The 26,404-nt window shown below is 69.7% G+C and carries 23 protein-coding genes; 11 read left to right on the forward strand and 12 right to left on the reverse strand.

From position 1 onward, the window contains the following. Window positions 1-114 precede the first annotated feature (114 nt). Entirely contained in the window at window positions 115-1,167 is a 1,053-nt protein-coding gene (locus tag AB6732_RS05430; protein WP_370958966.1) for an iron ABC transporter substrate-binding protein, read from the reverse strand. Between the two features lie 234 nt (window positions 1,168-1,401). Here AB6732_RS05430 and AB6732_RS05435 point away from each other — a divergent pair, with 234 nt between their 5' ends. Genes AB6732_RS05435 through AB6732_RS05450 form a run of 4 tightly spaced genes read left to right on the forward strand, consistent with a single transcriptional unit; the run spans window position 1,402 to window position 5,997 of the window. Further along, window positions 1,402-2,913 (forward strand): class I adenylate-forming enzyme family protein, encoded by a 1,512-nt coding sequence (locus AB6732_RS05435; RefSeq protein WP_370958968.1) that lies wholly within the window; start codon window positions 1,402-1,404, stop codon window positions 2,911-2,913. Further along, a complete protein-coding gene (locus AB6732_RS05440; protein WP_370958970.1) occupies window positions 2,910-4,175 on the forward strand; it encodes a beta-ketoacyl synthase in 1,266 nt (421 codons plus the stop codon). Before AB6732_RS05435 ends, AB6732_RS05440 begins: the two co-directional genes overlap by 4 nt. After that, window positions 4,172-5,344 (forward strand): acyl-CoA dehydrogenase family protein, encoded by a 1,173-nt coding sequence (locus AB6732_RS05445; RefSeq protein ID WP_370958972.1) that lies wholly within the window; start codon window positions 4,172-4,174, stop codon window positions 5,342-5,344. Before AB6732_RS05440 ends, AB6732_RS05445 begins: the two co-directional genes overlap by 4 nt. Before the next feature lie 29 nt (window positions 5,345-5,373). Further along, window positions 5,374-5,997 carry a GyrI-like domain-containing protein gene (locus AB6732_RS05450; protein ID WP_370958974.1) on the forward strand — a complete coding sequence of 208 codons (624 nt, stop codon included), beginning with the start codon at window positions 5,374-5,376 and terminating at the stop codon, window positions 5,995-5,997. A 12-nt stretch (window positions 5,998-6,009) separates the two neighbouring features. On the opposite strand, the gene AB6732_RS05455 is transcribed toward AB6732_RS05450, so the two are convergent. The 5 genes from AB6732_RS05455 to AB6732_RS05475 form a co-directional block, all read right to left on the reverse strand. Next, a complete protein-coding gene (locus AB6732_RS05455; protein WP_370958976.1) occupies window positions 6,010-6,405 on the reverse strand; it encodes a hypothetical protein in 396 nt (131 codons plus the stop codon). A gap of 53 nt (window positions 6,406-6,458) precedes the next feature. After that, window positions 6,459-7,829 (reverse strand): NAD(P)/FAD-dependent oxidoreductase, encoded by a 1,371-nt coding sequence (locus AB6732_RS05460; RefSeq protein ID WP_370958978.1) that lies wholly within the window; start codon window positions 7,827-7,829, stop codon window positions 6,459-6,461. 101 nt (window positions 7,830-7,930) lie between these two features. Then, window positions 7,931-9,943 (reverse strand): glycosyltransferase family 39 protein, encoded by a 2,013-nt coding sequence (locus tag AB6732_RS05465; RefSeq protein ID WP_370958980.1) that lies wholly within the window; start codon window positions 9,941-9,943, stop codon window positions 7,931-7,933. 45 nt (window positions 9,944-9,988) lie between these two features. Beyond that, a complete protein-coding gene (locus AB6732_RS05470) occupies window positions 9,989-10,477 on the reverse strand; it encodes a DoxX family membrane protein (RefSeq protein WP_370958982.1) in 489 nt (162 codons plus the stop codon). After that, window positions 10,477-10,956, reverse strand: a complete 480-nt coding sequence (locus AB6732_RS05475; protein WP_370958984.1) for a DM13 domain-containing protein — start codon at window positions 10,954-10,956, stop codon at window positions 10,477-10,479. The genes AB6732_RS05470 and AB6732_RS05475 overlap by 1 nt, the downstream gene beginning before the upstream one ends. Before the next feature lie 195 nt (window positions 10,957-11,151). Between AB6732_RS05475 and AB6732_RS05480 the strand changes: the two genes are divergently transcribed. Genes AB6732_RS05480 through AB6732_RS05490 form a run of 3 tightly spaced genes read left to right on the forward strand, consistent with a single transcriptional unit; the run spans window position 11,152 to window position 14,011 of the window. Next, a complete protein-coding gene (locus AB6732_RS05480) occupies window positions 11,152-11,847 on the forward strand; it encodes a response regulator transcription factor (RefSeq protein WP_370958986.1) in 696 nt (231 codons plus the stop codon). After that, window positions 11,841-13,022, forward strand: a complete 1,182-nt coding sequence (locus AB6732_RS05485) for a sensor histidine kinase (protein WP_370958988.1) — start codon at window positions 11,841-11,843, stop codon at window positions 13,020-13,022. The genes AB6732_RS05480 and AB6732_RS05485 overlap by 7 nt, the downstream gene beginning before the upstream one ends. 59 nt (window positions 13,023-13,081) lie before the next feature. Further along, window positions 13,082-14,011: a hypothetical protein gene (locus AB6732_RS05490; RefSeq protein ID WP_370958990.1), complete on the forward strand. Its 930-nt coding sequence runs from the start codon at window positions 13,082-13,084 to the stop codon at window positions 14,009-14,011. Window positions 14,012-14,032: 21 nt separating this feature from the next. On the opposite strand, the gene AB6732_RS05495 is transcribed toward AB6732_RS05490, so the two are convergent. From AB6732_RS05495 to AB6732_RS05510, 4 genes are read right to left on the reverse strand one after another with little or no spacing between them, the layout of a single operon-like run. Beyond that, complete coding sequence (locus AB6732_RS05495; RefSeq protein ID WP_370958992.1) at window positions 14,033-14,908, reverse strand: carbohydrate ABC transporter permease; 876 nt, start codon at window positions 14,906-14,908, stop codon at window positions 14,033-14,035. After that, complete coding sequence (locus AB6732_RS05500) at window positions 14,905-15,867, reverse strand: carbohydrate ABC transporter permease (RefSeq protein WP_370958994.1); 963 nt, start codon at window positions 15,865-15,867, stop codon at window positions 14,905-14,907. The genes AB6732_RS05495 and AB6732_RS05500 overlap by 4 nt, the downstream gene beginning before the upstream one ends. Then, window positions 15,864-17,156 (reverse strand): ABC transporter substrate-binding protein, encoded by a 1,293-nt coding sequence (locus AB6732_RS05505; RefSeq protein WP_370958996.1) that lies wholly within the window; start codon window positions 17,154-17,156, stop codon window positions 15,864-15,866. Before AB6732_RS05505 ends, AB6732_RS05500 begins: the two co-directional genes overlap by 4 nt. Then, window positions 17,153-18,466, reverse strand: coding sequence for a Gfo/Idh/MocA family protein (locus AB6732_RS05510; protein ID WP_370958998.1), 1,314 nt, complete (start codon window positions 18,464-18,466; stop codon window positions 17,153-17,155). Before AB6732_RS05510 ends, AB6732_RS05505 begins: the two co-directional genes overlap by 4 nt. Before the next feature lie 125 nt (window positions 18,467-18,591). Between AB6732_RS05510 and AB6732_RS05515 the strand changes: the two genes are divergently transcribed. From AB6732_RS05515 to AB6732_RS05530, 4 genes are all read left to right on the forward strand, one after another. Further along, window positions 18,592-19,752, forward strand: a complete 1,161-nt coding sequence (locus tag AB6732_RS05515) for an ROK family protein (protein ID WP_370959000.1) — start codon at window positions 18,592-18,594, stop codon at window positions 19,750-19,752. 105 nt (window positions 19,753-19,857) lie between these two features. Next, complete coding sequence (locus AB6732_RS05520; RefSeq protein ID WP_370959002.1) at window positions 19,858-21,903, forward strand: right-handed parallel beta-helix repeat-containing protein; 2,046 nt, start codon at window positions 19,858-19,860, stop codon at window positions 21,901-21,903. A gap of 159 nt (window positions 21,904-22,062) precedes the next feature. Next, window positions 22,063-22,917, forward strand: a complete 855-nt coding sequence (locus tag AB6732_RS05525) for an alkaline phosphatase family protein (RefSeq protein WP_370959004.1) — start codon at window positions 22,063-22,065, stop codon at window positions 22,915-22,917. A 138-nt stretch (window positions 22,918-23,055) separates the two neighbouring features. After that, window positions 23,056-23,922, forward strand: coding sequence for an HAD-IIB family hydrolase (locus tag AB6732_RS05530; protein WP_370959006.1), 867 nt, complete (start codon window positions 23,056-23,058; stop codon window positions 23,920-23,922). A 69-nt stretch (window positions 23,923-23,991) separates the two neighbouring features. On the opposite strand, the gene AB6732_RS05535 is transcribed toward AB6732_RS05530, so the two are convergent. Next, window positions 23,992-24,834 (reverse strand): PRD domain-containing protein, encoded by an 843-nt coding sequence (locus AB6732_RS05535; RefSeq protein WP_370959008.1) that lies wholly within the window; start codon window positions 24,832-24,834, stop codon window positions 23,992-23,994. 119 nt (window positions 24,835-24,953) lie between these two features. Then, a complete protein-coding gene (locus tag AB6732_RS05540; protein WP_370959010.1) occupies window positions 24,954-26,387 on the reverse strand; it encodes a glycoside hydrolase family 1 protein in 1,434 nt (477 codons plus the stop codon). Window positions 26,388-26,404 lie beyond the last annotated feature (17 nt).

Genomic DNA, 26,404 nt, shown 5'->3' on the forward strand with positions numbered 1-26,404 from the left:
AGGGAGATCACGGAGACGCCGAAAGGCGGGCGAGGGCGTGCGCCCTTGCCCGCCTGCGGCGGCCTGACGGTGGTCTCCGCCGGAGCGGAGGCCGTTGAATCAGCGGTCACGGAATCAGAGCAGTCCGGCCTGCGTCATCAGCTCGGTGACCTTGGCGGAGTTCAGCTTGGCGGGGTCCACCGTGGGGGCCTGCAGATCCTTGATCGGCACGAGCTTCGGGTTCGCCTCGACGTCGGAGGCGATCGCGTACTCGAAGGAGGTCCCGTTTTTGAGAACCTCCTGGCCCTTCTTTCCGGTGATGAACTTCAGGAACGCCTGCGCGGCGGCCGGGTTCTTGGCGGACTTCAGGACGCCGCCGCCGGAGACGGACAGGAATGCGCCCGGATCCTGATGCTTGAAGAAGTACGGGGTGACGTTCTTGGAGTTCTCGCCGGTCTTGGCCTGGTCGCCGTAGTAGTAATAGTGGTAGATCAGCGCGGCATCCACTTCACCGGCGTTGACGGCCTTCATCGCGGTGCTGTTGCCCTTGTAGGCCTTGAAGTTCTCCTTCATGCCCTTGAGCCACTCGGTGGTGGCGGCTTCGCCCTTGAGCTCCAGCAATGCGGCGACGATCGCCTGGAAGTCGGCGCCCGACGGCGAGGCGGCCCACTTGCCCTTCCACTCCGGCTTGGCGAGATCCAGCATGGACTTCGGCAGCTTGTCCTCGGAGATCTTCTTCTTGTCGTACACGAGCACGGTGGAGCGGGCGGCGATGCCCGTCCACTTGTTCGTGGAGGGCCGGTAGGCGGCGGGGACCTGGTCCACGGTGGCCTTGTCGACATCCGCGAACAGGCCGGCGTTCTCCACCTGGGCCATCGCGGGGGAGTTCTCGGTCAGGAAGACGTCGGCGGGGGAGGCGGCGCCTTCCTGGACGATCTGGTTGGACATCTCCGAGTCGTCGCCCTGGCGGACGGTGACCTTGACGCCGGTCTCCTGGGTGAACGCGTCCACCCATTCCTTCGTCAGGGACTCGTGCTGGGCGTTGTAGACCGTGATCTCGCCGGAGATCTTGGAGTCTCCGGATCCGCCCGCGGCGGGCGCGGAGCTGCCGGAACCGCAGGCGGCCAGGCCGAGAGCGGCGGTCGCGGCGAGGGCGATGCCTGCCAGAGCGTTCTTACGCAACTTCATGGGAACTGCTTTCTACGTGCAAAAGGGTTCGGAGTCCTGGGGAGGGTCCTGAGCAAGCTTAGGTTAGCTATGCCTAAAGGCGCCAATGCGCGAAGGGCGGGGGTCTCCGAATGTGACGTCGCGGGCCGTCCGAATGGTCCCCGGACCGCCACTGAGCCCCTTGCTAAACTGGGCCCGAACCCGAGGCCTTGCTGAGCCGGGCCGTGCCGGGATGACCACCAGGGGAGGACACAGGTGCCGATCACCCGGACCGTGCTGGACGTCGCGCAACGCCATCCCGAACGGACGGCCATCGCCGGGGCGGACGGGCGGCTGAGCTACCGGGACCTGGTGGAGGATTCGCGCCGGGCCTTCGCCGCCGTGGACGCCCTGCACCGCGGCCAGACCTCTCCTCCGGCCCCCGCTCCGGAGACCCGGGGCATCCCGATCACCGCCGTGAGCATCGGCTCCGCCTTCCACACCGCGAGGATCGTGGCCGGGCTGGCCGGATACCGTGCCGTGTCCGCCACGATCGATCCCCGCTGGCCCCTGGAGCACCGGGTGGGCGTGATCCTTTCGACCGGGATCGGCGTGGTCATCAGTGACTCGGAGGACCTCGCGCAGGCCCTCACGGCGCGAGGCTGGACGGGGACCCTCCTCGGCCTGACGGACTTCCAGGAACTGGAGCGGAGCCTTCCGCCCGCTCCGCCGCCGACGGTCCGCGACGGCGGGGAGGCGTTCCTCCTGCTGTTCTCCTCCGGCACCACGAGCAATCCCAAGGCGTTCCTGAAGACCCGGCAGCAGTACCGGGACAACGTGGCGGTGTCGAGCGCCCACCTGGAACCCCTGCCGGGAGTGAGCACTCTCGCGCCGGGACCGGTCTCCTACAGCCTCACCCTCTACGCCGTCATCGAATGCCTCGCGACGGGCGGCAGCGTCCACGTGGCCGACACGTTCGACCCGGTCGGGCTGGGGCAGCGCATCGCGACCGACGGCGTCAGCAGGGTCGTGGCCGTCCCGGCGGTGGTTCAGTCGATCACGGATGCCGCACGCCGGGACCCGGAACGGTTCGCTTCGCTGGACCTCATCGTCACGGGCGGAGCCAATCTGTCCTCGGCGATCCGCTCTGGACTCGCCCGTGCGCTGCCTCAGGTGCGCCTGATCAGCTACTACGGCGCCGCGGAGATCGGCTTCATCGGGGACAGCCGGGACGGGGACGGCACGGCCCTCTCTGTCTACCCCGGCATCGAGGTCAGCGTGCGGGACGGTGGGGGCGAGGAGCTGCCCCACGGCGAGCCCGGCACCCTGTGGGTCCGCGCGGCGGCCTGCTCGGACGAGTATCTGGCAGGCACCACGGACGCGGTGCTCCGGCAGCCGGACGGCTGGGCCACCGTGCACGATCAGGCCCGGCACGTGGGAGACCGCATCGAACTCCTGGGGCGGTCCGGCGACATCGTGGTCAGCGGCGGGCACAAGATCGCGCTGCCCGACGTGGAGCGGGCCTTCGAGGGCATGCCGGGCCTCGGCGCCGTGTGCGCCGTGGCCGTGCCGGACGCGCGGCTCGGCAGTGTGGTGGCTCTCGTGCTCGAAGGCGAGGACGCCCCGGGCAAGGAGAATCTCCAGGCCTGGGCCCGGGAACGACTGGCGCCCCAGTTCGTGCCGCGCCGCTGGTATCTGGCGCCCCGGCTGCCGCGGACGGTGGGCGGCAAGATCCGTCGCCCGGCCACGGCTGAGCTGCTCGACGGCGATGCGGCGGTCCGGCTGTGAGCGCGCCGCGCGACGTCGTCGTCACAGGACTCGGGGCCATCACGCCTAGCGGCCTCAGCGCGGAGCAGCTTTGGGAGTCCGTGTCCCAGGGCCGGAGCGCGATCGGCCGCCTGGAGGGTGAAGAGTTCGACGGCCTGCCCGTGCGGATCGGTGGCCAGGTGCGGGGCTTCGATCCCGAAGCGGTCCTGGAACGGAACCTCGTGCGGCGCCTCAGCCCGGTGCAGCACTGGGCGCTCGCCGCCGCGGAGGAAGCGCTCGGACAGGCCGGGGCCCTGGGCACGGAACTGCCGTGGGATCCGGCGCGGGTGTCCGTCATCGCGGGCACGGGGTCCGGCCCCGTGGACGCGATGCAGCACGCCACGCGTCTCCTCGACTCCCGTGGCCCGCGGGCCGTGCCGCTGACGCTCTCGATGCATGGCGCGCCCGACGCCGCCGCGGCGCTGCTCAGCCAGCGTCACGGTCTGCGCGGCCCGGCCCAGGGCGTGTCCGCCACGTGCGCCAGCGGAACCATCGCCCTCGGGGAAGGTATGCGACGCATCCGGCACGGCTACGCCGACGCGGTCCTCGTGGTGGGCATGGAGGATTGCCTCAACGGGGTGAACCTCTCGTCCAACGCGAACCTGCGGGCCCTGGCCACCGGTCACGACGATGACCCCGCCGCGGCCAGCCGACCCTTCGACCGGGCGCGCAACGGCTTCGTCATGTCGGCCGGGGCGGCCGCGCTCGTCCTCGAGTCGGCGGAGCACGCCGCGGCCCGGGGTGCGCTGCCGTTGGCACGGGTCGCCGGGTTCGGGGCGTCCAGCGACGCCCATCATCCGACCGCGCCACACCCGCAGGGACTGGGCGCGGCGCAGGCGATCCGCGACTGCCTCGCCGACGCGGGGGCGGAACCGGCCGACGTCGGGCACATCAACGCCCACGGCACCGGCACCCCGGCGGGGGACGCGGCGGAGCTGCTCGCCTTCGAGGCGGCATTGGGCGCGGTGGCCCACACCATCCCGATCAGCGCCACGAAGTCCCTCACCGGCCATCTGCTGGGTGCGTCGGGAGCGGTGGAAGCCGTGCTCTCGATCTTCGCCCTGCGCGACGGGCTCCTGCCGCCCACCCTGAACCTCGATGATCCCGAGTTCCCCGACTGGGACATCGTCGCCGGAACCGCCCGGCCGCTCCGCGTGAACAGTGTGCTGTCCACGTCGTTCGGATTCGGCGGGCACAATGCCGCGGTGCTGCTGGCCCGCGCGGATGAAGGAGGAACACCGTGACCGATCGGGAGACGCGGCAGGCTGAGCTGGCGGAGCGGTACCTGCCGCAGGAGCTGCTCGAACGGTTCCGCGAACGGGCGGCCGTCTATGACCGGGAGAACCGTTTCTTCGACGGGGATTTCGCCGAGCTGCGGGAACTGGGCTATCTGCAGCTCTTCGTCCCGGAGGAGTTCGGCGGTCCCGGCCTGAATCTGCTCGAGGTCACGCGGCTGCAGCATCGTCTGGCGACGGCGGCCCCGGCCACAGCGCTGGCGATCAACATGCATCTCATGTGCACCGGCGTCGCGCGGGCGCTGTGGGCGCGCGGCGATGACTCCCTGACCCGGGTGTTCGAGGAGGCGATGGCCGGGGAGGTCTTCGCCTTCGGGATCAGCGAACCGTCCAACGACTGGGTGCTGCAGGGGTCCACCACGGTGGCCGAGGTTCAGGAGGACGGCGGATACCTGTTCACCGGCGTCAAGATCTTCACGTCGCTCTCCCCGGTCTGGACCCGCCTGCTGGCGCACGGCCTGGATGCGGCCGATCCGGAGAACCCCCGGCTCGTGTACGGTTTCCTCGAACGGGACGCCCCCGGCATCGCGGTGTCGGATCAGTGGGACGTGCTCGGGATGCGGGCCTCCCAGAGCCGCGCCACGATCCTGAAGAGCGTGCCGCTGAAGGCCGGGAACGTGGTGCGGAGGATCCCGCCGGGCCGCACGCCGGATCTGCTGACGTTCGCCATCACGAGCCACTTCCAGCTCATGATCGGCTCCGTCTACGCCGGGGTGGCGTGGCGCGCCCTGGAGCTGGGCGCCGCCGGCCTGAAGCGCCGCAGCTCGGCGAAGAGCGGAACCCCCTTCTCCGAGGTGCCGGAGTACCGGACCCGGCTGGCCGACGCCCACCTCGAGTACCTGGCGGTCCCCGCCCAGCTGGACACGTACTCTCGCGACGTCGACGAGCTGGTCGATCACGGAGCCGGCTGGCCGCTGCGCCTCGTGAGCGCCCGGCTCAACGCGGCCACCGCCGCACGCCGGGCGGCCGAGACCGCGCTGATGTGCGCCGGGGGCAGTGGCTTCGACAACGGCTCCGAACTGAGCCGCCTCTGGCGGGACGCGACGGCGGGGCTCTTCCACCCGCCGTCGGCCGACGCCGCACGCCCGATGTTCGCGGCGGCCCTGCTGGACGACTGACCGAGCACCACCGGGAGCGAGGGGACACCATGGACAAGATCGATCTCAAGAAGACCCTGGACTCGTACCAGGCGCCGAAGGGCGCGTTCCGGATTCTCACCGTCCCGGAACGGCGGTACCTCATGATCGACGGTCACGGGGACCCTAACTCCTCGCCTGACTTCACGCAGGCGGTCGAGTCCCTCTACCCGGTGGCCTACAAACTGAAGTTCGGCAGCCGCGCCACGACAGGGCGTGACTATGTGGTCCCGCCGCTCGAAGGGCTGTGGTGGGCGGACGATCTGGACGCCTTCACCACCGCCCGGGACAAGTCCCAGTGGGACTGGACCATGATGCTGCTGGTGCCCGAGTGGATCGACGAGGACCAGGTGCTGGCGGCCAAGGAGCAGGCCGGGGCGAAGAACCGCCCGGCGCGCCTGGACGACGTCCGGTTCGAAGCGCTCGCGGAAGGGCTATGCGTGCAGACGCTCCATATCGGCTCGTTCGACGACGAAGCCCCCGTGCTGCATCGCCTCCACCACGAGTTCGTCCCGGCGGAGGGACTCGCCCTCCGCGGGAAGCACCACGAGATCTACCTGAGCGACTTCCGCCGGACGGCCCCGGAGAAACAGCGCACCATCCTCCGGCAGCCGGTGGAGCGCCTGCAGCCCTGAGCCGGCGTTGAGTCAGCCCTGGACGTCCTCCTCGGCCACCTCGATGCTCTCCACGCCCTGGTCCGTCCCGAGCGTGCAGTAGACGGTGGAGTCACCGGCGGGGGACAGTGCGGTGTACAGCAGCACGACGACGCCGCCCGGCTCGACGATCACGCCGTCCAGGCGGAGCGTGGGCGCCTTCGTCGCGGCGCCGCCGTCGAGCGCGGCAAGGATCTCGCGCTCCGCCTCGGAGAACGATCCGCGGTCCAGGGGCCGGAGCGCGTCCTCGACGATCTCCATGAGCTGCTCCAGGCTGAGCCTCTGCTCGCCGGGCTCTGCCAGCACCTCCACGTCCCGCTCGCCGGGGAGCGTCGTGGAGGCGGTCAGTGCGCCGTCCTCGTCCAGGGCGGCGTCGATCAATCCGGACACGTCATCTCCTTCGTCGGTGGTCCCATCATGTCATCCTGCCCGGAGCGGCATGATCAGTCCCTCCCGGTGATCCGGTCCGCGGCGTGGGCGATGGGGGACGTCGTGGGGCGGCCCGCGAGCTCGGCACGGTCCGCCCGCCCGTACGCCGCGTACAGCCCGTGGGTGGCGAGCCAGCGGAGCGGTTCCGGTTCCCAGCGCCGCACCCGGTGTCCGACCCACGGCAGACCGGTCAGTTCCGACTCCGTCCCCGTGATCAGATCGCGGAGCGTGCGGCCTGCGAGGTTGGTGCTGGTGACCCCGGTGCCGACATACCCGCCGGCCCAGGCGAGGCCGGTGTGACGGTCCAGCCCGACGGTCGCGGACCAGTCCCGCGGCACGCCCAGTACCCCCGACCAGGCGTGCTCGATCAAGGCTCCCCGGGTCGCCGGGAAGAACCGGTGCAGGATCTCCTCCAGCGTGCGCACGGTCCGCTCCGGGGTCAGCCCGTCCAGATCCGTGCGGGAGCCGTACTTGTACGGCACTCCGCGCCCGCCGATGGCGATGCGGTCGTCCGCGGTGCGCTGGGCGTACATGTAGACGTGGGCGAAGTCGCCGAGCACCTCCCGGCCGGCCCAGCCGATCTGGTCCCAGGCCTCCGGGGAGAGGGGTTCCGTGGCGATCAGTGAGGAGTTCATCGGGAGCCAGAGCCGTTTCAGGCCCTTGAGCTGCGCGGTGAAGCCTTCCGTGGCGCGGACCACCGTGTCGGCCGAGACCGTGCCGTGGTCCGTGATGACCCGGCCCGGTTCGATCGACAGGGCCCGCGTCCCTTCGTAGAGGGAGACTCCGAGGCTCTCCACCGTCCGGGCGAGCCCCTGCACCAGCTTGGCGGGGTGGATCCGGGCGGCGTGGGGATGCCACAGCGCCGCCCGCATGCCCTGCACGGCGATCCGCTCCCGGGCTTCCACGGCGGGCAGCAGGTCCACATCGGTGTGCCGCCAGCCCTGCTCGGCCGCCGCCGTCGCGCGCAGACGTTCTTCCTGCGCCGCCGTGTAAGCGACGTTGAACTCTCCGCCTTTCACGAGGTCCGCGTCGATGCCCTCGCGCTCCGCGACAGCGATCACCTCATCGACGGTCTCGTTCATGGCGCGCTGGAAGCGTTCGACGACGTCCCGGCCGTGGCGTGCCAGATACTGCTCGCGGCCTCCCGTGATGGAGTTGGTGAGCCAGCCGCCGTTCCGTCCCGAGGCGCCGTAACCGGCATGCCGCTGTTCAAGGATGGCGATCCGCAGATCCGGATGATCCCGTTTCAGGTAGTAAGCCGTCCAGAGGCCGGTGAACCCGGCCCCGACGATCGCGACGTCCACCTGAAGGGAGCCGGGCAGTGCGGGCCGCGGCTCCGGGGCACCGAGCGTGTCCCACCAATGGGACACCTGGCCGTTGATCAACTGGGACGTCCCTTCGCCGTGGTGAATGCCGTTCAGAAACCATCACATCATCGGTCCGGCCCGCCCACAAGACCTGTCCACAAAGCTCCGCGCGAAGGGTTTCACGCCCCTTGCGCGGCCGTCGCGGTGCACTCGTAGAGGCCGGTGACGCCGTCGGCGCTGACCGCCGTGCAGTTGGCCTCCACCCAGGTCCTGATCTCGGAGGCGGTCGTCGTCGTGGCTGCTCCGGCGGCTGCGCCTCCGAAGCCGCCGCCGAAGCCACCGCCCCTGCCGCCCTCACCCACGAGCACGTACTTCAGCGCGCCCGAGCTGACGAGGGCCGTGAACTTCTGCAGGGTGGGCGCGGGGTCGTTGCCGCTGAAGCCGCCGATGGGCAGCACGGATTCGCCGCCGGAACCCGTGATGAGGCTCGCCGCCTCCTGAGCTCCGAAGGTCGCCACGAGGTAGTCCGCGTCTCCGCGGTTGGCCCTCAGGTAGCTGAGCAGCGCCGTCGACGCCGCGCCCTCGCGGCCGCCCGCCGCGCCCTGGGGGAAACCGGCGCCGCCCGGGGCGCCGTTCAACCCGCGGCCCTGGAATCCGCTCGGTGGGGTGCCCGGCATGGCCCCCGGCTGTCCCTGGCCGAAGCCCTGCCGATTGCCGCCGAAGCGGGCTCCCGTCCCACCGGGACCGCCCATGCTCATGCCGCTGACGCCGCCGGCCACCGGATTGGTGGAACTGGGGTGGGCGATCGTCACCACGGACCATGCCGCCGGGGTGAGGATCAGCCCGCCGAGCAGCAGGACCGCCGTCCAGACCTTCAAGGCGGCGCCCCGCCGGGCCTCCCGGAGGATGAGGACCATCGCCCCGAGCCCGAGGAGGACCTGGACGGCGGCGACCGCCACGGAGTAGCCGCCGTAGACGAGCGCGATCGCCACCGCAGTCACCATCGCCGCGCCCAGCAGGGCGAGCTGCGCCCAGACCACCCGGCGTCGTCGGGCGACACCGATCGCCAGCCCGACCGCCAGGCCCATCGGCACGGCGAGCGCCGCCGTGTAGAACTGGTGCATCCCGGCCACGGCGGAGAACATGGCCGCGAAGGTCAGGCTCCACACGCCGAGGAACACCGTCACTGCCGTCCGGTACCTGAGGACCGCCAGAACGACGACGGCGAGCAGCGCCACCGGGACCAGCCACCCGATCTGCCCCGCGAGCTGCTCGTTGAAGAGGCGGAAGACGCCGGCCGAGCCGGAGAACGGCGGAGTGAACGAGTTGTAGGCGGAGGAGTCCGCGGTGCTCTCCCCGAAGCGTCCCAGGCCGTTGTAGCCGAACACCATCTCCCAGGGGTCGTTGTGGAGCGTGCTGCCCACATAGGGACGGTCCGTGGCCGGGATGAGCGCGACCGCCACGATCCACACGAGCGAGAGCGCCAGGCTTGTGACCCCGGCCAGCGCCGTGTGCCACAGCTTCCGCCACCACGGCTGCGCCGTGCACAGGTAGGCGGCGGCCAGGGCCGGCCACACCGCCCAGGCCTCGAGCATGTACGTCTGGAAAGAGACCGCCACGAAGGCGCCCGCCAGCAGCAGCCAGCCGAGGCTCCGCTGTTCCAGTGCGCGGACCGCGGCCCAGGCCGCGAGAGCCAGACCCAGGACGAAGAACGTCTCCGGCTGGTTCGAGCGGGACACGGCCACGAGGATGGGCGTGGTCGCCACGACAGCGCCGCCCACGAGCCCCGCCAAGGTGCCCGCCACCCGTTTCGCCGTGACCGCCACCAGCAGGGTGGCGGCCACGGCGGCCAGGGCGTTCGGCAGGACGACCGAGAGCGTGGAGAACCCGAAGAGCCGGACGAAGAGCGCCGGGACCCAGAAGGAACCCGGGATCTTGTCCAGGGTCACGGTTCCAGACGGGTCGAACGCTCCGAAGAAGAAGTTGTGCCAGTTCTGGCTCATCGAGAGGGCGATCGAGGCGTAGTACTCGGAGCGGGAGCCGGACCACACGCCCCACACCGTGAGCGCTGCGGCGCCGAGGCCCAGGGCGAGGAGCCCGAGCGGCCAGGGACCCCAGCGCCCGGTGCGGGGCGCCGGGCGCTCGAGGGAGGGTGAGAAAGCGGGGGACAGGGAGGCTGGGCTGGAGGTCATGCACACCAGCACACCCCGGCAGGGCATGTGGCGACTGTGGCGACCCTATGCGCCTGCTGTGCCCGTCCGCCGTCGTCGGAGGACCCGGAGCAGGAGCCTGTCGAGCACGAGGCGCGTCGCGCTGCGCGGCCACAGCACCACGCACAGGGACAGCAGCACCATCACCGGATACTGCCCGATCAGCTGGTCGGCCATCCAGTAGGTCATGAGCGTGAAGACTGAACCCACGGCGGCGGGCAGTGTCAGGACCCCGAGGATGAGCGCCACGCCCAGCCCGGTCTCCAGCAGCGGCATGACCACGCCGAACAGCTCGGGCGCCTTGCCCAGGACACCGGTGGCGAACCATTGGAAGAACTCCGGAACCCGGCTGTTGCCCGACGCGCTGCCCGCCACCAGGAGGATGTCCGCCCGGCCGAAGCCCGCACGGTACTTGGTGATGCCCTCGTTCAGCCACAGGATCCCGAGGACCACCCTCACCGCTCCGACGAGGATCGGGGCGGCGAGGGCGGGAATCCGTGGTCCGGTGCGGTCCATCAGGACAGCTTGGCGGCGCCGAACACGGCCTTCGCCTTGTCACAGTGCACCACCACGTAGGCGGAGGACCCGGCGCCGGCCGGGAGGGTGAACGTCTGGGACGCGGTGTTGAAGGAGACCTTGCCGAGCTGGGTGCCCGTGCCGATGGCCGCCTCATCCGTCCCGGACGCCAGGTAGAGGTGCAGATCCGGGCCTTCGTCCGAGGAGAAGCCGGCCAGGGTGACCTTGCCGTCGGCGACGGTCACGGTGCCCTTGACGGACTTGCCGTTGAGCCCGGCGAACTCGCCCTTGTGCATGGACATCGCCATGGGCGACTCCGAGGACATCGACGACGGCGAGCCGCTGGCTGCCGGCATGCTGGACTCGGGCATGGAAGAGGAGCTGGCGCCGGACGAGCCCGCGGTCCCGGCGCCGCCGCACGCGGACAGGGAGAGGGCGAGAGCGAGAAGTCCTGCACCGACGAGAGCCTTGGTACGCATGATGTTCTTCCTTCTATGAGGTGAGGTGATCCGGTCAGGGAGCGGGACACCGCCCGGAGGAGGGCCGCTCGCTGTTCTCGAGTCAAGCAGGCGGGAAGCGCTCGCGGGGCGGTCCTTTCACGGCCGTAAGAGACCTTTCAGAACGGTAAGAACCGCCACGGTCCGGAGCGGGACGGGCGCGGCTAAGCTTCGACTATGGACCCTGGAACAGCCCGCGTGATGGTCGTGGAGGACGACCCCACCGTCCGCATGATCGTCAGCGATTACCTGCGTGCCGCGGGGTACGCGGTGGCCCAGCACGCCGACGGGGCGAGCGCCCGCGACGCCCTGCGGGACCAGGTGCCCGATGTGCTGATCGTGGACCGCATGATGCCGGGACTCAGCGGGGACGAGCTCTGCCGCGAGGTGCGCACGTTCTCCGATGTGCCGATCATGATGCTCACCGCCCTGGGCGCTGTCGAGGACCGCATCGAGGGTCTGGAACACGGGGCCGACGACTACCTCAGCAAACCCTTCGCCCTGCGTGAGCTGCAATTGCGGGTCGCGGCCCTGGTCCGGCGCCGGGTCTCCTCCAGCGCACCGGCGGCCTTCACGGCAGGGCGGTTCCGGATCGACCCCGCACATCGCCGGGTCTGGGCGGACCAGCGGGAGGTGGCGCTCACCACGCGGGAGTACGAACTGTTCCTCTACCTCGTCCAGCATCCCGACCAGGTGGTGAGCCGAGACGAGATCCTGCGCGAGGTGTGGGGCTGGGGCTTCGGCGACCCGTCCACAGTGACCGTGCACGTCCGGCGGCTGCGGGAGAAGATCGAAACGGACCCACGGTACCCCTGCTATCTCCGCACCGAGTGGGGAGCCGGGTACCGCTTCACGATCGAGCCGTCATGCTGAGCCCCGCGGATCTGCTGCTCATCGTCGTGACGACGGCCGTGTGCACCGGCGCCGTCAGCCTGCTCGCGTGGCTGGCCCTGCGCTGGAACAGGCGTGGGTCGATCGCGTCCCAGTTCGCGATCGTGATCGTCGCGGTGGTCCTCTCCATCGCGTGCTCCACGCTCGCCGTGCTCGTCGAGATGTTCTTCTCACCCCACGACCTCACGGTCCTCGTGTGGGTGCTCGGGGTGTCGGCTGTCCTGAGCGTCACCGCGGCCGTCCTCATCACCGGCAGGACAGCACGACGGTCCCTGGACGCGCTCGTGGCCTCGGCGCAGCGGGTGGGGGACGGCGCCGTCGTCGTGGCGGGGACGCCTGGCTGGCAGGAGTTCAACGAACTGTCCGCGGAACTCGCCGAGACGTCACGGCGGCTGGCGGCCGCACGCGCCGAACTGGAGAAGCTCGACGCCGCGCGGCGGCAGTTCTACGCCGGCATCTCTCACGATCTGCGGACTCCTCTCACGGGGATCCGGGCGCTCGCGGAAGCGCTGGAGGACGGCGTCGTGGAGGACGCCGGGGCCACTGCGCGCCGGATCGGGTCCCGCGCCGAAGCGATGACGAGGATGGTGGACGATCTGTTCGAACTGTCCAAGCTCCAGGAGGGCACGCTGCGGCTTCATCCGGAGCTGGTGGAGCTGCTCGACCTGGTGTCGGATGCCGTGACCGACGTCCAGTCGCTGGCGGAACGGAAGGACATCCGGATCTCGCAACGTGGCGTCGAAGGGCGGGTGCTCTGGGCGGATCCGCGCGAGCTGAGCCGGGTGCTGGGGAATCTGCTCAGCAATGGGATCAGGCACGCCCCGGAGCATTCGGAGATCCTCATCGCGGCGGACACCGTAGGGGAGGACCGCCTGGTGCTGACGGTGCTCGACCAGGGCCCCGGCGTCGCCGCCGAGGATCTGGGGCGGATCTTCGACGTCGGCTGGCGGGCGGACACCGCCCGGACCGCCGAAGAGCCGTCCGCGCTCTCCTCGGGAGCGGGTCTCGGGCTCGCGATCGTGCGGGGCATCGTCGAGGCGCACGGCGGGAAGGTCCGGGCCGGCCAGGTCCCCGATGGATTCCAGCTGGAGGTCACGTTGCCGCTCGGCCGGGCCGGTGCCGGAGACACTCCGCCACACGCGCTTTCGGCGGGCTGACCCTGCCCGATCAGCCCGTGGGAAGCACGACGCCGGAGCGCCCATGCCATGATCAGGACATGGACACCACGGACACGGACACGGCCCCAGCTCTCAGCTCACGCACGCGCTCCGGCCTGCCCGACTGGGCCTGCTTCCTGCTCGGCGTCGTGTGTGCCCTGGTGGGCTTGCTGCCGTGGCTCGTTCAGGGCATGCGACTGCCGCTCCAGAACCTCTGGTCGGATGCGGCGTCGCCGGACGCGATGCCGCTGGTCGCTCTGCCGTTCAGCCAGTACTCCCTGATCCTGCTCGTGTCCCTGATGGTGACGGGTTCGGCTCTGGCCGGCCTGTTGCTCCGGAGGGCCGCCCGGCCACGACGGGCAGCGGGATTCGTCCTGGCCTGGGTGGGGCTCCTGCTCGTGCAGGGTGCGGCCACCGCGCAGACGGCGTCCGAAGTGCGACCCGGACTGTCGGAGGACTCGCGGAGCGATCTCTACTTCGGGACCATCCTGGGGGCGATCATCGCGTCCATCGTGGTGGGCCTGCTGGTCGCGGTGCTCGTCTCCCGTGCGCCGGTGCCAGGGGCGGCCCTGGGCCTGACGGTGGGCGCACTCGTCCTCGACTCGTGGCTCAGCACGCTGCTGTACGCGCAGGATGGCCCGTTCCGGATCGCGTCCCCCTTGCCGTTGCTGGAGTGGCTCCCCGCCGTCCTGGTGGGCGCTGTGCTGGCCTGGTGCGGCGTGCACAGCGTGGGCCGTGTGCTGGCCTGGATCGTCGCGCTGCTCCTGCTCTGGATCGTGCCGGCGCTCTTCACCGGCATCATGGCCGCGGCGGGCTCCCGGGTGCTCCTCCGCAATCCCCAGGACGCGCTGGAAGCGGCCGGCGAGACCTTCGTCGCAGCGCTCGGACCGGCGGGAATGTCGTGGCGATACGTGCTGGTGGCGCTGGTGATCGGCGCCGTGGACGCCGTCGTCGCCGGAATGATCCGGCGACGACGGCGCGTGGCCTGACTCAGGTCTTCCCGGGTGGCGCTACTTGCCCATGCCGGCGGTCATGCCGTCGATGATCCTCCGCCCGACCCACAGGTACAGCACGACCATGGGGAACACGAGGATCACGATCCCGGCGAACAGGCCGCCCCAATCGGAGCTGTACTGCATGGCGGAGTACAGGTTCAGCAGAGCCACCGGAAGGGTGCGCTGCTCCGGATCGGACACGATCAGCATCACGAGCAACGCCGAATTCCAGAGGCCGATGATGTTGAGCACCAGAACGGTCGTCAGCCCCGGCTTCGCCAGCGGGAGCACGATCTGCCGGAACAGCGTGAGCGGGCCCGCGCCGTCGACCTCCGCGGCTTCCTCCACCTCGTGCGGCAGGGACCGGAAGAAGCCCGTGAGGACGAAGACCGCGAACGGCAGCGAGAACACGACCTCGAAGATCAGCAGCGTGATCCGGTCGTCCCACCAACCGGTGACCCAGTCCACCATGAAGCTGCTCAGACCCAGCTTCGCCACCACGATCGGCACCGCGAGCGTCTGCAGCGGAATCGAGAGCCCGACGGCGAAATACGCCGTGAGCGGGCCGGCCACCCTTTTGCTCGACCGGGCCAGCACATAAGCGGCCGGCGCGGCGATCGCCACGATGAGCAGCGCCCCGAGCCCCGTGACGACCACGCTGTTGAGCGCCGCCTGGGCGAACTGCCCGAGCTCCCAGACCGTGCCGAAGTTCTTCCACTGCGGGTCGGTGGGCAGGGCGAACGGGTTCTGGATGATGTCGCCCGAGGTCTTGAGCGACTGGATGCCGATCCAGGCGACCAGCACCAGGTTGAACGCCACCCACACCCACAGGGCGGCGACGGTCACGGACGGGACGAAGACGTTGCCGCAGAAACGGCCGAGTTTCTTCATGAGAGCTCCACCTGTTCGCGGGCCGTGATCCGGCGGACCAGGACGATGAGGATGATGGTCAGGACGGTCACGATGACGCCCATGGCGGCGCCGGCCCCGAGGTCCGGCACCCCGCCGCTCACCACCACCGAGTTGTATTGCTGGACCGCCACGGTGCGGGCCTGGATGGGCGGGACGCCGACCGCGCCGCCCGTGGTGAAGGCGATGACGATCTCGAAGGTCTTGAGACTGTTCACCACCCACAGCACCGAGGCCACGGCGAACACGTCCCAGGAGAGGGGCAGCGTGATGAAGCGGAACTGCTGCCACTTCGACGCGCCGGTCAGAAGGGCCGCCTCGTAGAGGTCCTCCGGGATGGCATCCATGGCGGAGAGCATGAGCGCGATGTACAGGCCGGTCGAGGACCAGACCACCCCGCCGATGATGCAGGCGAACACGGTGTCCGGTCCGAGGAAGCCGATCGGCGCGATGCCGAAGAAGCCGAGAATGCGGTTCGCCACGCCGTCGGGGTTCAGCAGGAAGCCGATGGCCGCGCCGACCGCGATGGGGGAGATGATCACCGGCAGGAAGACCACGGAGCGGATGAACGCCCGGCCTTTCAGCTGGCGCAGCACCACCATGCTCAGGAAGGTGACGCCGAAGACGAGCGTCCCGCTGACCACCGCGAGCACCAGGGTGTTGCCGAAGGAACGGAGAAAGGCCTCATTGCCCAGGAGCGACACGTAATTCTGCAGGCCACGCCAGGACATGTCCGAACCCGGACCGGCCCACTTGGTCAGGCTGACCCAGACCCCGAAGAAGGACGGCGCCACGAACAGCAGCGTGTAGAGCACCAGGGCCGGTCCGAGGAAGGCCCAGAAGACTTTCTCCCGGGACGGCAACAGCGGCTTGCGGGCCACCTCCGCCGGGGCGGTCCGGCTCTGCGGGACCGCCCCGGCATCCGCGAGGCGACTGGTCATTTCTGCCCGGCCATGATCTGAGCCGACTTCTGCTTGCCCTGCTGGACGAACTGCGCGGCACTGATCTTGCCCTGGAGGAGCTGGTCGTCCAGGGGCAGGAACATGTCGTTCCACCAGGCCTTGTTGCCTGCGGCGGTGTCGTACGTCAGGTGCACGTCCTTGGCCTCGGCCAGCGCCTTCTGGGCATCCGAGAGGGCCTTCGGGGCGGGGACGTCGCTGCGGGCCGGGATGTTCTTCGCCTCGTCCGCGATGCGCTTCTGGTACTTGGACTGTTCGAAGAAGGCCAGGAACTTCCTGGCATCTTCGGCGTTCTTGCCCTTGGCGTTCACCCCGAGACCCAGTGCGCCTGCCTCCACGGAGTCCTTGCCGCCCACCGGGAGCTGGAAGGAGCGGATCTGAGCGCCGGACGGGGTGGCGGAAGCGACCTCACTGGCCAGCCAGGTGCCGTTGATGTTCAGATCGCACTTGCCCTGAACCCAGTCGTTCTGGGCGGCCGGGTACTTGGTCGCGATGAAGTTCGGCTGGAAGTAGCCGCCCTTGGCCAGCTGCTCCACCTTGCCCGCGGCCGCCAGGACTTCGGGCTTGTCCCACGCGTCCGACGTCTTCTGAAGACCGAGCAGGCTGCCGGAGCCGCCCGCGTTCACCAGGGCGGAGTACAGCCAGTAGACGTTGTAGAACGGGACGGTCCCGTCCTGGCAGATCGGGGTCCGCCCGGCGGCCTTGGCCTTGTTCAGGTACGCGACGAACTCATCCCAGGTCTTCGGGGGAGCGGACGCGAGTTCCGGGTGCTTGGCGGCGTCGAACCACACGGCGGTCGAGATGGCGGTGTGCGGAAGGAATCCCAGGCCCTTGTCATCCGAGGCGGCCTTCTGCAGGGCTGCCGGCACCAGATCGCCGACCGTCTTGCCGTTCTCGCCCGGCACGGGCATCTTCAGCACGTCGTCCACCGGGGCGGCCAGGTTCTGGGCCCGCCACGCGGGCAGATTGTCCGAGCCGGCGTCGAACAGATCCGGCCCCTTCCCTGCGGCCATCTCGGTGGTCAGGGCGTCACCGCCCGTGCGCCCGACGAACTTGACGTCGACCTTGACGCCTTCCTGCTGGGCGAAGTCGTCCAGGGCGCTCTTGAGGATCTTGGCCTGCGGCTCGTCGGCGCTCCAGATGGAGCGATAGCTCAGCGTCCGCTCGGCGGCCGAGGCGGCGCTGTTCTTCTGGCCGCACGCGGAGGCGCCGGTGGCCACCGCGCCGGCCAGGACGACGGCGGTGAGGACCCGCAGTTTCTGGTTCTTCATGCTGTGTACTCCGATTCTTCCTGTTTCGTCATTGAAAGGTGTGTCGCTGAAAGTGCTGCCGGCGGGATCGTGACCACGGTGCCCTGCTTCCGGGCGGTCTCCGCGGCCCAGACCACCCGGTGGGTGTCGAGGCTCTCGCGTCCGCTGCTGAGGATCCGGGACGGATCCTCGTGGCGCAGGGCGTCGAAGAAGGCATCCGCCAGGGATTCGTCGGCGCCGCCGTGCCCGCCGGCCATGGAGGCGTCGTCGCCCCCGCCGGTGTCGATCTCGGTCCAGCTGTCCGAGACGAAATCGTGGATCCGGAGGTGGCGGCCGTCGCCGTCGATCGAGCCGTGCGTCCCGAAGATCCGGGTCTTGCGGTGTTCCAGGGCGGCGAAGGCCGTGACGGTGATGGTCGCCGTCGCGCCGGCGCCGAACTCGAGGGAGACGGTCTGGGTGTCCACCACGTCGTTGTCGCAGGCGTAGACGCAGCGGCCGTACGGGCCGGTGCGCAGCGCCCGCTCCACCCCTTCAGGGGTGGCGTCCTCCGTGACGGCGGACAGCGGCCAGAACTCCTTCTCCGGATCACCCAGACACCCCAGGTACAAACGCTTGGCCGAGTACGGGCAGATCGCTTCAAGCGGGCAGTCCCAGCAGCGGTCGGCGGCGCCCACGGGGCGGGCTGACGCCGTGAAGTGGGTCAGCGACCCGAAGGAGGAGACACGCTGTGGGATTGCTCCCATCATGTAGGCAAGCCAATCGACGTCGTGGCAAGCTTTGGCCAGAAGGAGCGAGGCGGATTCCGCCTCCTTGCGCCAATTGCCGCGGACGAAGGAGTGAGCGTGATGCCACCAGCCCACCTGCTCCAGATGCTGAACATTGATCACCTGACCAATAGTGCCGTCTTCGAGGATCTTCCGCAGTGCCCGCGTGTAGGGGGAGTACCGCATGACGTGGCAGACGGCCAGGATGACGTCGTTCTCCTCCGCCGCCGCCAGGATGCGGGTGGCCTCCTCCTCGGTGGGCGCAATCGGCTTCTCCAGGAGGATGTGATAGCCCTTCCCGGCCGCGGCCACTGCCGGTCCGGCATGCATCCGGTCCTGGGTGCCGATGATGACGCCGTCGGCCAGGCGTTCGCCGGCCAGGAGATCCTCCCATCCGCTGAAGACGTTCTCCGCCGGGATGCCGTGTTCGCGGGCGAACCGCTCGCGGCGCACCGGGTCCGGTTCCGCGACCGCGACGATCCGCGCCGCGCCGGTCGCCCGGGCCCGCTGGGCGTAGACCGTGCTGCGGAGGCCGGCGCCGATCACGGCGAGGGTGGGTGCGTCCACTGGAGGAGTGGACGCGATGGGACTTGCAGACTGCACGTGGTTCCCCTGACCATAGAAATTAAAAGAGGTTTCTTTAATCTGAGGTCCCGGGAACGGAACTGTCAAGACCTCGAGAAGGAGTGAATGTGGAATTGCGCCGAGGGGACACCTCCCGCCTGCGACGGCAGAACGCCGTCCTGACCATGCGACTGCTCCGTGAGCAGGGCGCGATGGGCCTGACCGAGCTGGCCACGCAGAGTGGGCTGTCCCGGCCCACCGTGGAGGGCATCGTGGACTCGCTCCTGGAGGCCGGCTGGCTTTTCTCCCATGATCCGGAGACCGGTCAGGTGGGCCGTCCTCGGCGCCTGGTGGAATTCCGGGCGGACGCCGGCCATGTCATGGGCGTGGACATCGGATCGGTGACCGTGCGGGCCGTCGTGGCGGATCTCGCGGGAGAGCCCGTTGGCTCATCCTCCGCGCCGGTCCTGCCCGGGGACGGGCGTGAGGCGCGCCTCCGGGCGGCACGGGCCGCCGCGGCCCAGGCGGTGGCCGACGCCGGCCTGACGCCGTCCGCGCTGTCCGCCGTCTGCGTCGGGACCACGGGCACGGTGAGCACCGCGGGCGTGGTCACCCACTCCGTGGCGCTGCCCGAGTGGGAGGGGGCCGATCTGGCCGGCGCTTTCGCCGAGGACTACGCCTGCCCCGTGGCGGTGGAGAACGACTGCAACCTTGCGGCCATGGCGGAGGCCTGGAAGGGTGTGGCCGCCGGTTACAGCGAGGTCGCGTACATCCACTGCGGTATGAGGACGGGTGCGGGGCTTTTCATCAACGGGAAGCTGTACCGCGGAGCCCGTGGGCTGTCCGGGGAGATCGGGGCGCTGCCGCTGGTCGGCTGGCATCGCGCGCCGTCGCGACTCGCGGCCTTCTCCGGTCTGAGTGAGGGGACGCCCGGTGAATCCGTGGCGGCCACGGTGTTCGACGCCGCCAAGACCGGCGACGCCGAGGCTCGCTGGGCGGTCGAGCGCTATGCCAGCGACCTGGCGGAAGGCATCGCCGCTCTGGTCCTGACGCTCGACCCGGAACTCGTGGTCCTGGGCGGCGGCGTGTCGCGCTCCGGGGAGATCCTCTTGGAGCCGCTCGCCCGCTACCTGGCGCCGCTGTGCATCGAGGCGCCCCAGCTCAGCCTGTCCTCGCTGGGGGAGCGCGCGGTCGTGTCCGGGGCGCTGCGCCATGCGCTGAACCTGGTGGACGATCAGCTGTACGACGTCGAGAGCGTGCTGCCCGCGCCCCTCGCCGCGGCCTCCTGACTGCGGCTCTCTGGTTCAGCGAGGCTGGGAAAACTCTTGACGCGGGTCCGGACCGCCTGTACTTAATTAAAACTCCTTTCATTATTGAACTCGATGAGGAGTGCCATGAAGCGACGGACCAGCACCATCGGTGCCATCCTTGCCAGCAGCGGTGTCCTCCTGGCGACAGGCCTGGCTCCCGCCGTGGCCTTGCCGGGAGAGGTCACGGCGCCGGCCCGGATCCAGGCGGCAGTGCAGACCGCCACCAGCTACTACGTCGACCCGGCGGGCAGCGACACGGCGGACGGCCGGTCCCCGGGGACCGCGTGGAAGAGCCTGTCCAAGGTCTCGGCCCAGACGTTCGGACCGGGAGACCGAATCCTGTTCAAGGCGGGCGGGCAGTGGACCGGGCAGCTCGCCACGCACGGCTCCGGCTCGCCAGGCCAGCCGATCGTCGTCGGCGGCTACGGGACCGGAGCCAAGCCGCGGATCGACGGCGCGGGCGCCGTGGACGCCGCCGTGAAGGTGGAGAACGAGCACGACATCACCATCGACGGGCTGGAGGTGACCAACACCAGCGGCGGAGCCACGCCGCGGATCGGCATCCAGGTCACGGCGCGCGACTACGGTGCGGTGGACGGGGTGACCGTCCGGAACAGCTACGTCCACGGGATCCAGGGGGCCACGAGCGGCAACGACTCCTCGAATCCCTCGGTGGGCGGGATCATCGTCTCCGCCCTCGGTTCCACGACCCCCACCTTCTACCGGGGCCTGCGGATCGAAGGCAATGAGGTGGCCGACTCGCGCTCCTACGGCATCGTGACGTGGTCCTCCTGGATGCAGCGCGAAGGCTGGAACGACCTCTGGGACTTCATGCCGGTCCCCGCGGGCGGCTACCGCGCCTGGACGCCGAGCACGGGCACGGTCGTCACGGGAAACACCGTCCATGACATCTCCGCCGGCGGCATCACGGTGATGCAGGCCCAAGGCGCCCGGATCGATCACAACCGGGTGGACGAGACCGCCCAGAACCACGGCAACGTCGGCATCTGGTGGGCCGGCGCCGATGACACGGTGGTCGAGCACAACGAGGTGTCCGGCACCAAGTACTGGGGACTGGCGAGCGATGGCAACGGCTTCGATGCCGACGCCTCCGTGCACCGCAGCCTGGTGCAGTACAACTACAGCCACGACAACGAGGGCGGCTTCTTCATCGCCGTCTCCACCGGCACAGGTCCCGCGGAGGCGACCATCCGCTACAACGTGAGCCAGGGCGACGGCAATCAGATCTTCGCGCTGTCCACGAACGCGAAGAACATCGACATCTACAACAACACCATCTGGACCCCGTTGACGCCGTTCATCGCCAACAACCCGGACCGCGCCGAATTCAGCATGGTCAAGGTCTGGAACACCTCGGTCTCCAATGTCAGCTTCCGCAACAACATCATCTACAACGGCGCGGGCCTCGCTTACCGCGACTCCGCCGCGGTGAGCTACGACCGGAACTTCTACCAGAGCGGACCCATCCCGGCCCGTGAACGCGCCGCCCTCAGCGGAACGGCCGGCCTGAGCGCGCCCGGTGCTGCCACCTCGATCAACGACCTGGCCGGCTACGCCCCGACCGCGGGATCGCTCGCCACCGCGCAGGGACTGGACATCCCGTTCGACGGCGGCCGGGACGTCCGCGGCACGCTGCTGCCCTCGGGCATGGCGGATCTCGGCGCGGTGCAGTCGACTGCGGGAGCGGGCCTGAACGAGGCGGCGCCGACGGTGACGACGAGCTTCGGCAACGGTCAGTCCACCGTGCCCGCCGCCATCGCCGACGGCAGCGATCTGACCCCCTGGGCGAGTCCGTCCAGCGGGGTCCAGTTCCCTGGGAACATCACCCTGGAGTTCGCGAGCCCCAGGACCGTGAAGGCGGTGGAGCTGGCGACCATCTTCGGCGCCGGCCAGGGCATCAAGACCGTCGATGTGCAGAGCTGGGACGGCTCCGCCTGGGTCACACAGCTCTCCAACGCTCAGCTGGGCTGGACCGGGAACTCCGCGGCCGTCGAACGGAAGACGGTCCAGCTGCCGTCCGCCGTGACGACGGGCAAGATCCGGCTGGTCGTCAAGGCGGCCAATCTGACCTGGGGCAATCTGGCGGTCAGCGAGATCTCGACGCGCTGACCGGGTCTCACCGCACCAGCTCTCACCACCGAGCCGGCCGGGCGCCGGGCCTCCTTGAGGTCCGGCTCCCGGCCTGCGAGAGTGGGCGTGGCTCCGTCACGCCCCGCGCCGTGGCCAGACCCGGCGGCACCACCAGCACACCGAAAGGCGGCAGACGACATGCCCGCAGCGAAGAAGCAGCACATCCTGGTGATCGGCGTGGACGGCTGCCGTCACGACAGCCTCCTGAAAGCCCACACCCCGCATCTCGACGCGCTGGCACGGCAGGGATTCCTGGCGCCGGTGCGTGTCGACGAGCGCAACCCCACCATCTCCGGGCCGGTGTGGTCCACGGTCGCGAGCGGCGTCTACTCCGACGTCCACGGCATCCGGGACAATCAGCTCGCGGGTCATCGCCTTGAGGAGTACCCGGACTTCCTGAGGCGCGTGCGGGAGCACGTGCCCGGGGCCACCACATTCGCCGCGGCGGCCTGGGGACCCCTAGTGACGGAGTCCGCCGGTGGTCCGGTGTTCGCGCCGGGCGGGTACCGGCCAGGCCTGCCGGTCGACTCCGAGGAAGGGGAACTCGACGTCATCGAGGTCATGGACGAGGCGGTCACGTCCCGGGTGGCGCGGACGCTGCTCCACGACGCGCCGACGGTCACGTTCGCGTACCTTCTCCTGGTCGACATGGTCGGGCACCACGAGGGCGTCACCCCGCGGTATCAGGAGGCGATTGAGCGCTGTGACGAGCAGATCGGCGTCATGCTCGCCGCGATCGAACAGCGTCCCACCCGGGGCGAGGAGGACTGGACCGTGATCGTCCTGACCGACCACGGACATCGCGACGCCGGGCACCACGGCGGCGACAGCGACGAGGAACGCACGGCCTGGATGTGCGCCGCAGGTCCCGGTCTCGGCGGCCCCGGCCAGCGCACTGATGTGGACCATGCGGACGTCCACCCGCATATCCTGTCCCTGCTCGGGATCGAACCGGAACCGTCCTGGGGACTCGTGGGGAGCCCGCTCGGCTGAGCCCCGCGGAGGCGCCGTCGCCGCGAGGCACGGCGGGAGGCAGCCGTCGTCGTGTCCACTGGGTGGTCGCCGACCCGCGGAGGGGAGTGGTCAGCCGATAGGATCGGAAGGGCCGACATCAACCCGAGGAGTTCCCGCGTGACCAGCCAGCAGCCCTTCCGTCCCCGTGCCGTCTTCCTGGACATCGACGGCACCTACGCGGATCACGGCCTGGTCCCGGACGCGCATGTCGAGGCGGTTCAGCTGGCGCGGAGCGTCGGGCACAAGGTGTTCCTGTGCACCGGCCGGCCCCTCGCGATGATCGCGGACCGCATCCTGGCCCCTGGGTTCGACGGCGTTGTCTCCGGAGCCGGCGCCCGCGTGGACGTGGGCGGTGAGACCCTGCGGGACACCCGGTTCGAGCAGGGACTGGCGGATCGCGTGATCGAGGCTCTCGACGCCCACCACGCCGCCTACATCCTGGAGGCCCCGCATGCCCTGCACGGCCGCCACGGGGTGGATCAGCGGCTCCGCGAGGTCCTGGCCCCCATCTTCGCGGGGCGGGAGACGAGCCCGGGACGGCACAGTGCCACCGTGGACCCCGCGGCGGACATCCTCGGCCCCATGCAGTATGCCGATGACCTGCGCGGCACCTCCTTCGCGAAGGTGTCTTGCTTCGCCTCGGACACCCCACTGACCCAGGTGATCGCCGAACTCGGCCCCGAGGTGGGGCTCGTGCCCAGCTCCCTGTCGGCGCTCGGTGACACTGCTGGCGAGATCTTTGTCGCGGGAACCCACAAGGCGGTGGGCATCCAGGTGGTCCAGGACCATCTCGGACTGGCCCGGGAGGACATCATCGCGATCGGTGACAGCGCGAACGACCTGGAGATGCTGGAGTACGCGGGGATCGGGATCGCCGTCGAGGGTGCGGCGCCGGACCTCATGGCGGTGTCGGATCGGATGACGGCCGGTCCCGCGGAGCACGGTGTGGCCCGCGCGCTGGCGGAACTCGGCCTGCTGGGCTGACACCCGGCCGGGAAGCCTGCCCGGGCCCGGCCGCCAAACCCGGGGGCCACACCAGCCGGCCCCGCCCGCTCAGCCCCGGGAATCGTCCGCCATGCGGGCCAGGTGCAGGGTGAGGTAGGCGACCTCGTCGTCCGTGAGCTCCTGATCCAGCCGGAGTTCCAGCACGGACTGGAGCTTCACGGCGGTGGCGTAATCCGCCGGGTAGGCCTCCCGGATCGCGGTGAACAGCTTGTCATTCCCTTCGTTGAGCTGACGCCCGGAGTGGGCCCGCACGAAGAAGTACCGCAGGTGGGTGATGAAGCGGGCCGCGTTCACCGAGTCGCGGTCGAAGGGTCGCCCGTAGGCGGTCTCCATGACCTCGAACAACTGGGTCAGCACGCCCGTCATGCGGTAGGTGTACGCCAGATTTCCCGTGGAGAATCCCGCGTTGACCAGGTGCAGGGCCACCGCCACGGACTCCTCCTCCGGGAGGCGAACCTCCACGGTGGCGTTGACATGCTCCACGATCCGGCGGGCCATGCGGAACTCGTGAGGGTAGAGGTGCAGGACCTCGGAGCGCAGCGGATACTCGAGCCGGATGCCCTGCCGGACGCGCTTGATGGCGAAGCTCAGGTGATCGGCCAGGGCCACCAGGAGCGTCGATCCCACGGCGTCGCTGAACTCGGCGGACACGGCCTTGAGCGCCTGATCGGCCAGCAGCAGATGCTCGGGCGGGATCGCCGCGACCACGGCGCCGAAATTGTCCGGATCGCGGCCGTTCTCCGGCACGAAGACCCGGATCACCTTGGCCGGGTCCACCTGCTGGCCCGGTTTGGCCTGGAACCCGAGGCCGCGGCCGGTCAGGATCGTCTCCTGCCCCGCGTCGTTGCGGGCCAGGACGACGTTGTTGTTGAAAACGCGGAGGATCTCCACGATGGGTGCTGCCTGTCTGTCGGAATCGGGCGGAACCCCCCGGGGGAGCTCCTGGGGAGAGGATACGGCTGTGTGGCGGGACCGGGCGGTCCCGCCACACGGCAGGGATGCGGAAGAGGTCAGACGAGGTTGGCGCCGTTGGCGGCGATCATGTCCCGGTACCAGCCGAAAGACTTCTTCCGGTGGCGCTCCAGGGTGCCCGAGCCGTCGTCGTTCCGGTCCACGTAGATGAAGCCGTAGCGCTTGCTCAGCTGCGCTGTGGAGGCGCTGACGATGTCGATGCAGCCCCACGTGGTGTAGCCGAGCACCTGCGCGCCGTCGGCGATGGCCTCGCGCACCTGCACGAGGTGGTCGTTCAGGTAGCGGATCCGGTAGTCGTCCTCCACGGTCTTCACGCCGTCCACCTCGACCAGCTGATCCTTGGCGCCCAGGCCGTTCTCCACGATGAAGAGCGGCTTCTGCCAGCGTTCCCAGTAGTCGTTCAGCACCACGCGCAGGCCCTGCGGGTCGATCTGCCAGCCCCATTCGGAGGCCTCGAGGGTCGGGTTGGGCACACCGCCCATGATGTTCCCGGGCCCCTGGACCTGGTGGTCCGGATCGGCGGTCTCACAGATGCTCATGTAGTAGCTGAAGGAGACGAAGTCGACCGTGTTCCGCAGGTCCTCTCGGTCCTGGTCTGTGATGTCCAGTTCGATGCCGTTGTCCCGGAAGAAGCGTAGGAGGTAGCCCGGGTACTCACCGCGGCAGTGGATGTCGCCGAACGCGTAGCTGGCGTGGGCGGTGTCCATCGCCTTCACGACGTCGGCCGGCGCGGGCGTGAGCGGGTACACCGGCAGCGCGAGGATCATGCAGCCGATCCTGGCCTCCGGCATGATCTCGCGGGCCAGGCGCGTCACCCGGGCGGACGCCACGAGCTCGTGGTGGATGGCCTGGTAGAGGTCGGAGTCCGTCAGGTCCTCGCGCGGTGTCGGGATGCCGCCGGACATGAACGGCTCGTGGATGACCGAGTTGATCTCGTTGAACGTGAGCCAGTACTTCACGCGGGAGCCGAAGCGCTCGAACAGCACCCGGCAGTACCGCTCGTAGAACCCGATCAGCTCCCGGTTGGTCCAGCCGCCGTACTGCCGGGCGAGGTGCAGCGGGGTCTCGTAGTGGCTGATGGTCACGAGGGGCTCGATGCCGTGCTTCTCCAGCTCGTCCAGGACACGGCCGTAGTACGCGAGGCCCTCCTCATTCGGCTCGGCCTCGTCGCCGCGCGGGAAGATGCGGCTCCACGCGATGGAGAAGCGGTAGACCTTGAACCCCATCTCGGCGAAGAGCGCGATGTCCTCCGCATACCGGTGATACGAATCCACGGCGACCTGCTTCAGGTTGTCCGGCGTGGGGCCCTCGGTCGGGGGCGTGGTGATGCCGTGCGGCATGACGTCCTGGATGGACAGGCCCTTGCCGCCTTCGGCGTAGGCGCCCTCCACCTGGTTCGCGGCGGTCGCGCCGCCCCAGAGGAAGCCTTCCGGGAAGGGGCCGGTCGCGGGCCGGGTCACGGTGTTGCTCATGCTGGTGCTCCTTGTTC

The sequence above is a fragment of the Arthrobacter sp. RCC_34 genome, assembly GCF_041360795.1.
Classification (GTDB): domain Bacteria; phylum Actinomycetota; class Actinomycetes; order Actinomycetales; family Micrococcaceae; genus Arthrobacter_E.

Coding starts and splice junctions, on each gene's coding strand:
- AB6732_RS05430 (WP_370958966.1), bottom strand. CDS start 1,167: ATGAAGTTGCGTAAGAACGCTCTGGCAGGCATCGCCCTCGCCGCGACC.
- AB6732_RS05450 (WP_370958974.1), top strand. CDS start 5,374: ATGGACAAGATCGATCTCAAGAAGACCCTGGACTCGTACCAGGCGCCG.
- AB6732_RS05465 (WP_370958980.1), bottom strand. CDS start 9,943: ATGACCTCCAGCCCAGCCTCCCTGTCCCCCGCTTTCTCACCCTCCCTC.
- AB6732_RS05470 (WP_370958982.1), bottom strand. CDS start 10,477: ATGGACCGCACCGGACCACGGATTCCCGCCCTCGCCGCCCCGATCCTC.
- AB6732_RS05475 (WP_370958984.1), bottom strand. CDS start 10,956: ATGCGTACCAAGGCTCTCGTCGGTGCAGGACTTCTCGCTCTCGCCCTC.
- AB6732_RS05480 (WP_370958986.1), top strand. CDS start 11,152: ATGGACCCTGGAACAGCCCGCGTGATGGTCGTGGAGGACGACCCCACC.
- AB6732_RS05485 (WP_370958988.1), top strand. CDS start 11,841: ATGCTGAGCCCCGCGGATCTGCTGCTCATCGTCGTGACGACGGCCGTG.
- AB6732_RS05490 (WP_370958990.1), top strand. CDS start 13,082: ATGGACACCACGGACACGGACACGGCCCCAGCTCTCAGCTCACGCACG.
- AB6732_RS05495 (WP_370958992.1), bottom strand. CDS start 14,908: ATGAAGAAACTCGGCCGTTTCTGCGGCAACGTCTTCGTCCCGTCCGTG.
- AB6732_RS05500 (WP_370958994.1), bottom strand. CDS start 15,867: ATGACCAGTCGCCTCGCGGATGCCGGGGCGGTCCCGCAGAGCCGGACC.
- AB6732_RS05505 (WP_370958996.1), bottom strand. CDS start 17,156: ATGAAGAACCAGAAACTGCGGGTCCTCACCGCCGTCGTCCTGGCCGGC.
- AB6732_RS05520 (WP_370959002.1), top strand. CDS start 19,858: ATGAAGCGACGGACCAGCACCATCGGTGCCATCCTTGCCAGCAGCGGT.
- AB6732_RS05525 (WP_370959004.1), top strand. CDS start 22,063: ATGCCCGCAGCGAAGAAGCAGCACATCCTGGTGATCGGCGTGGACGGC.
- AB6732_RS05540 (WP_370959010.1), bottom strand. CDS start 26,387: ATGAGCAACACCGTGACCCGGCCCGCGACCGGCCCCTTCCCGGAAGGC.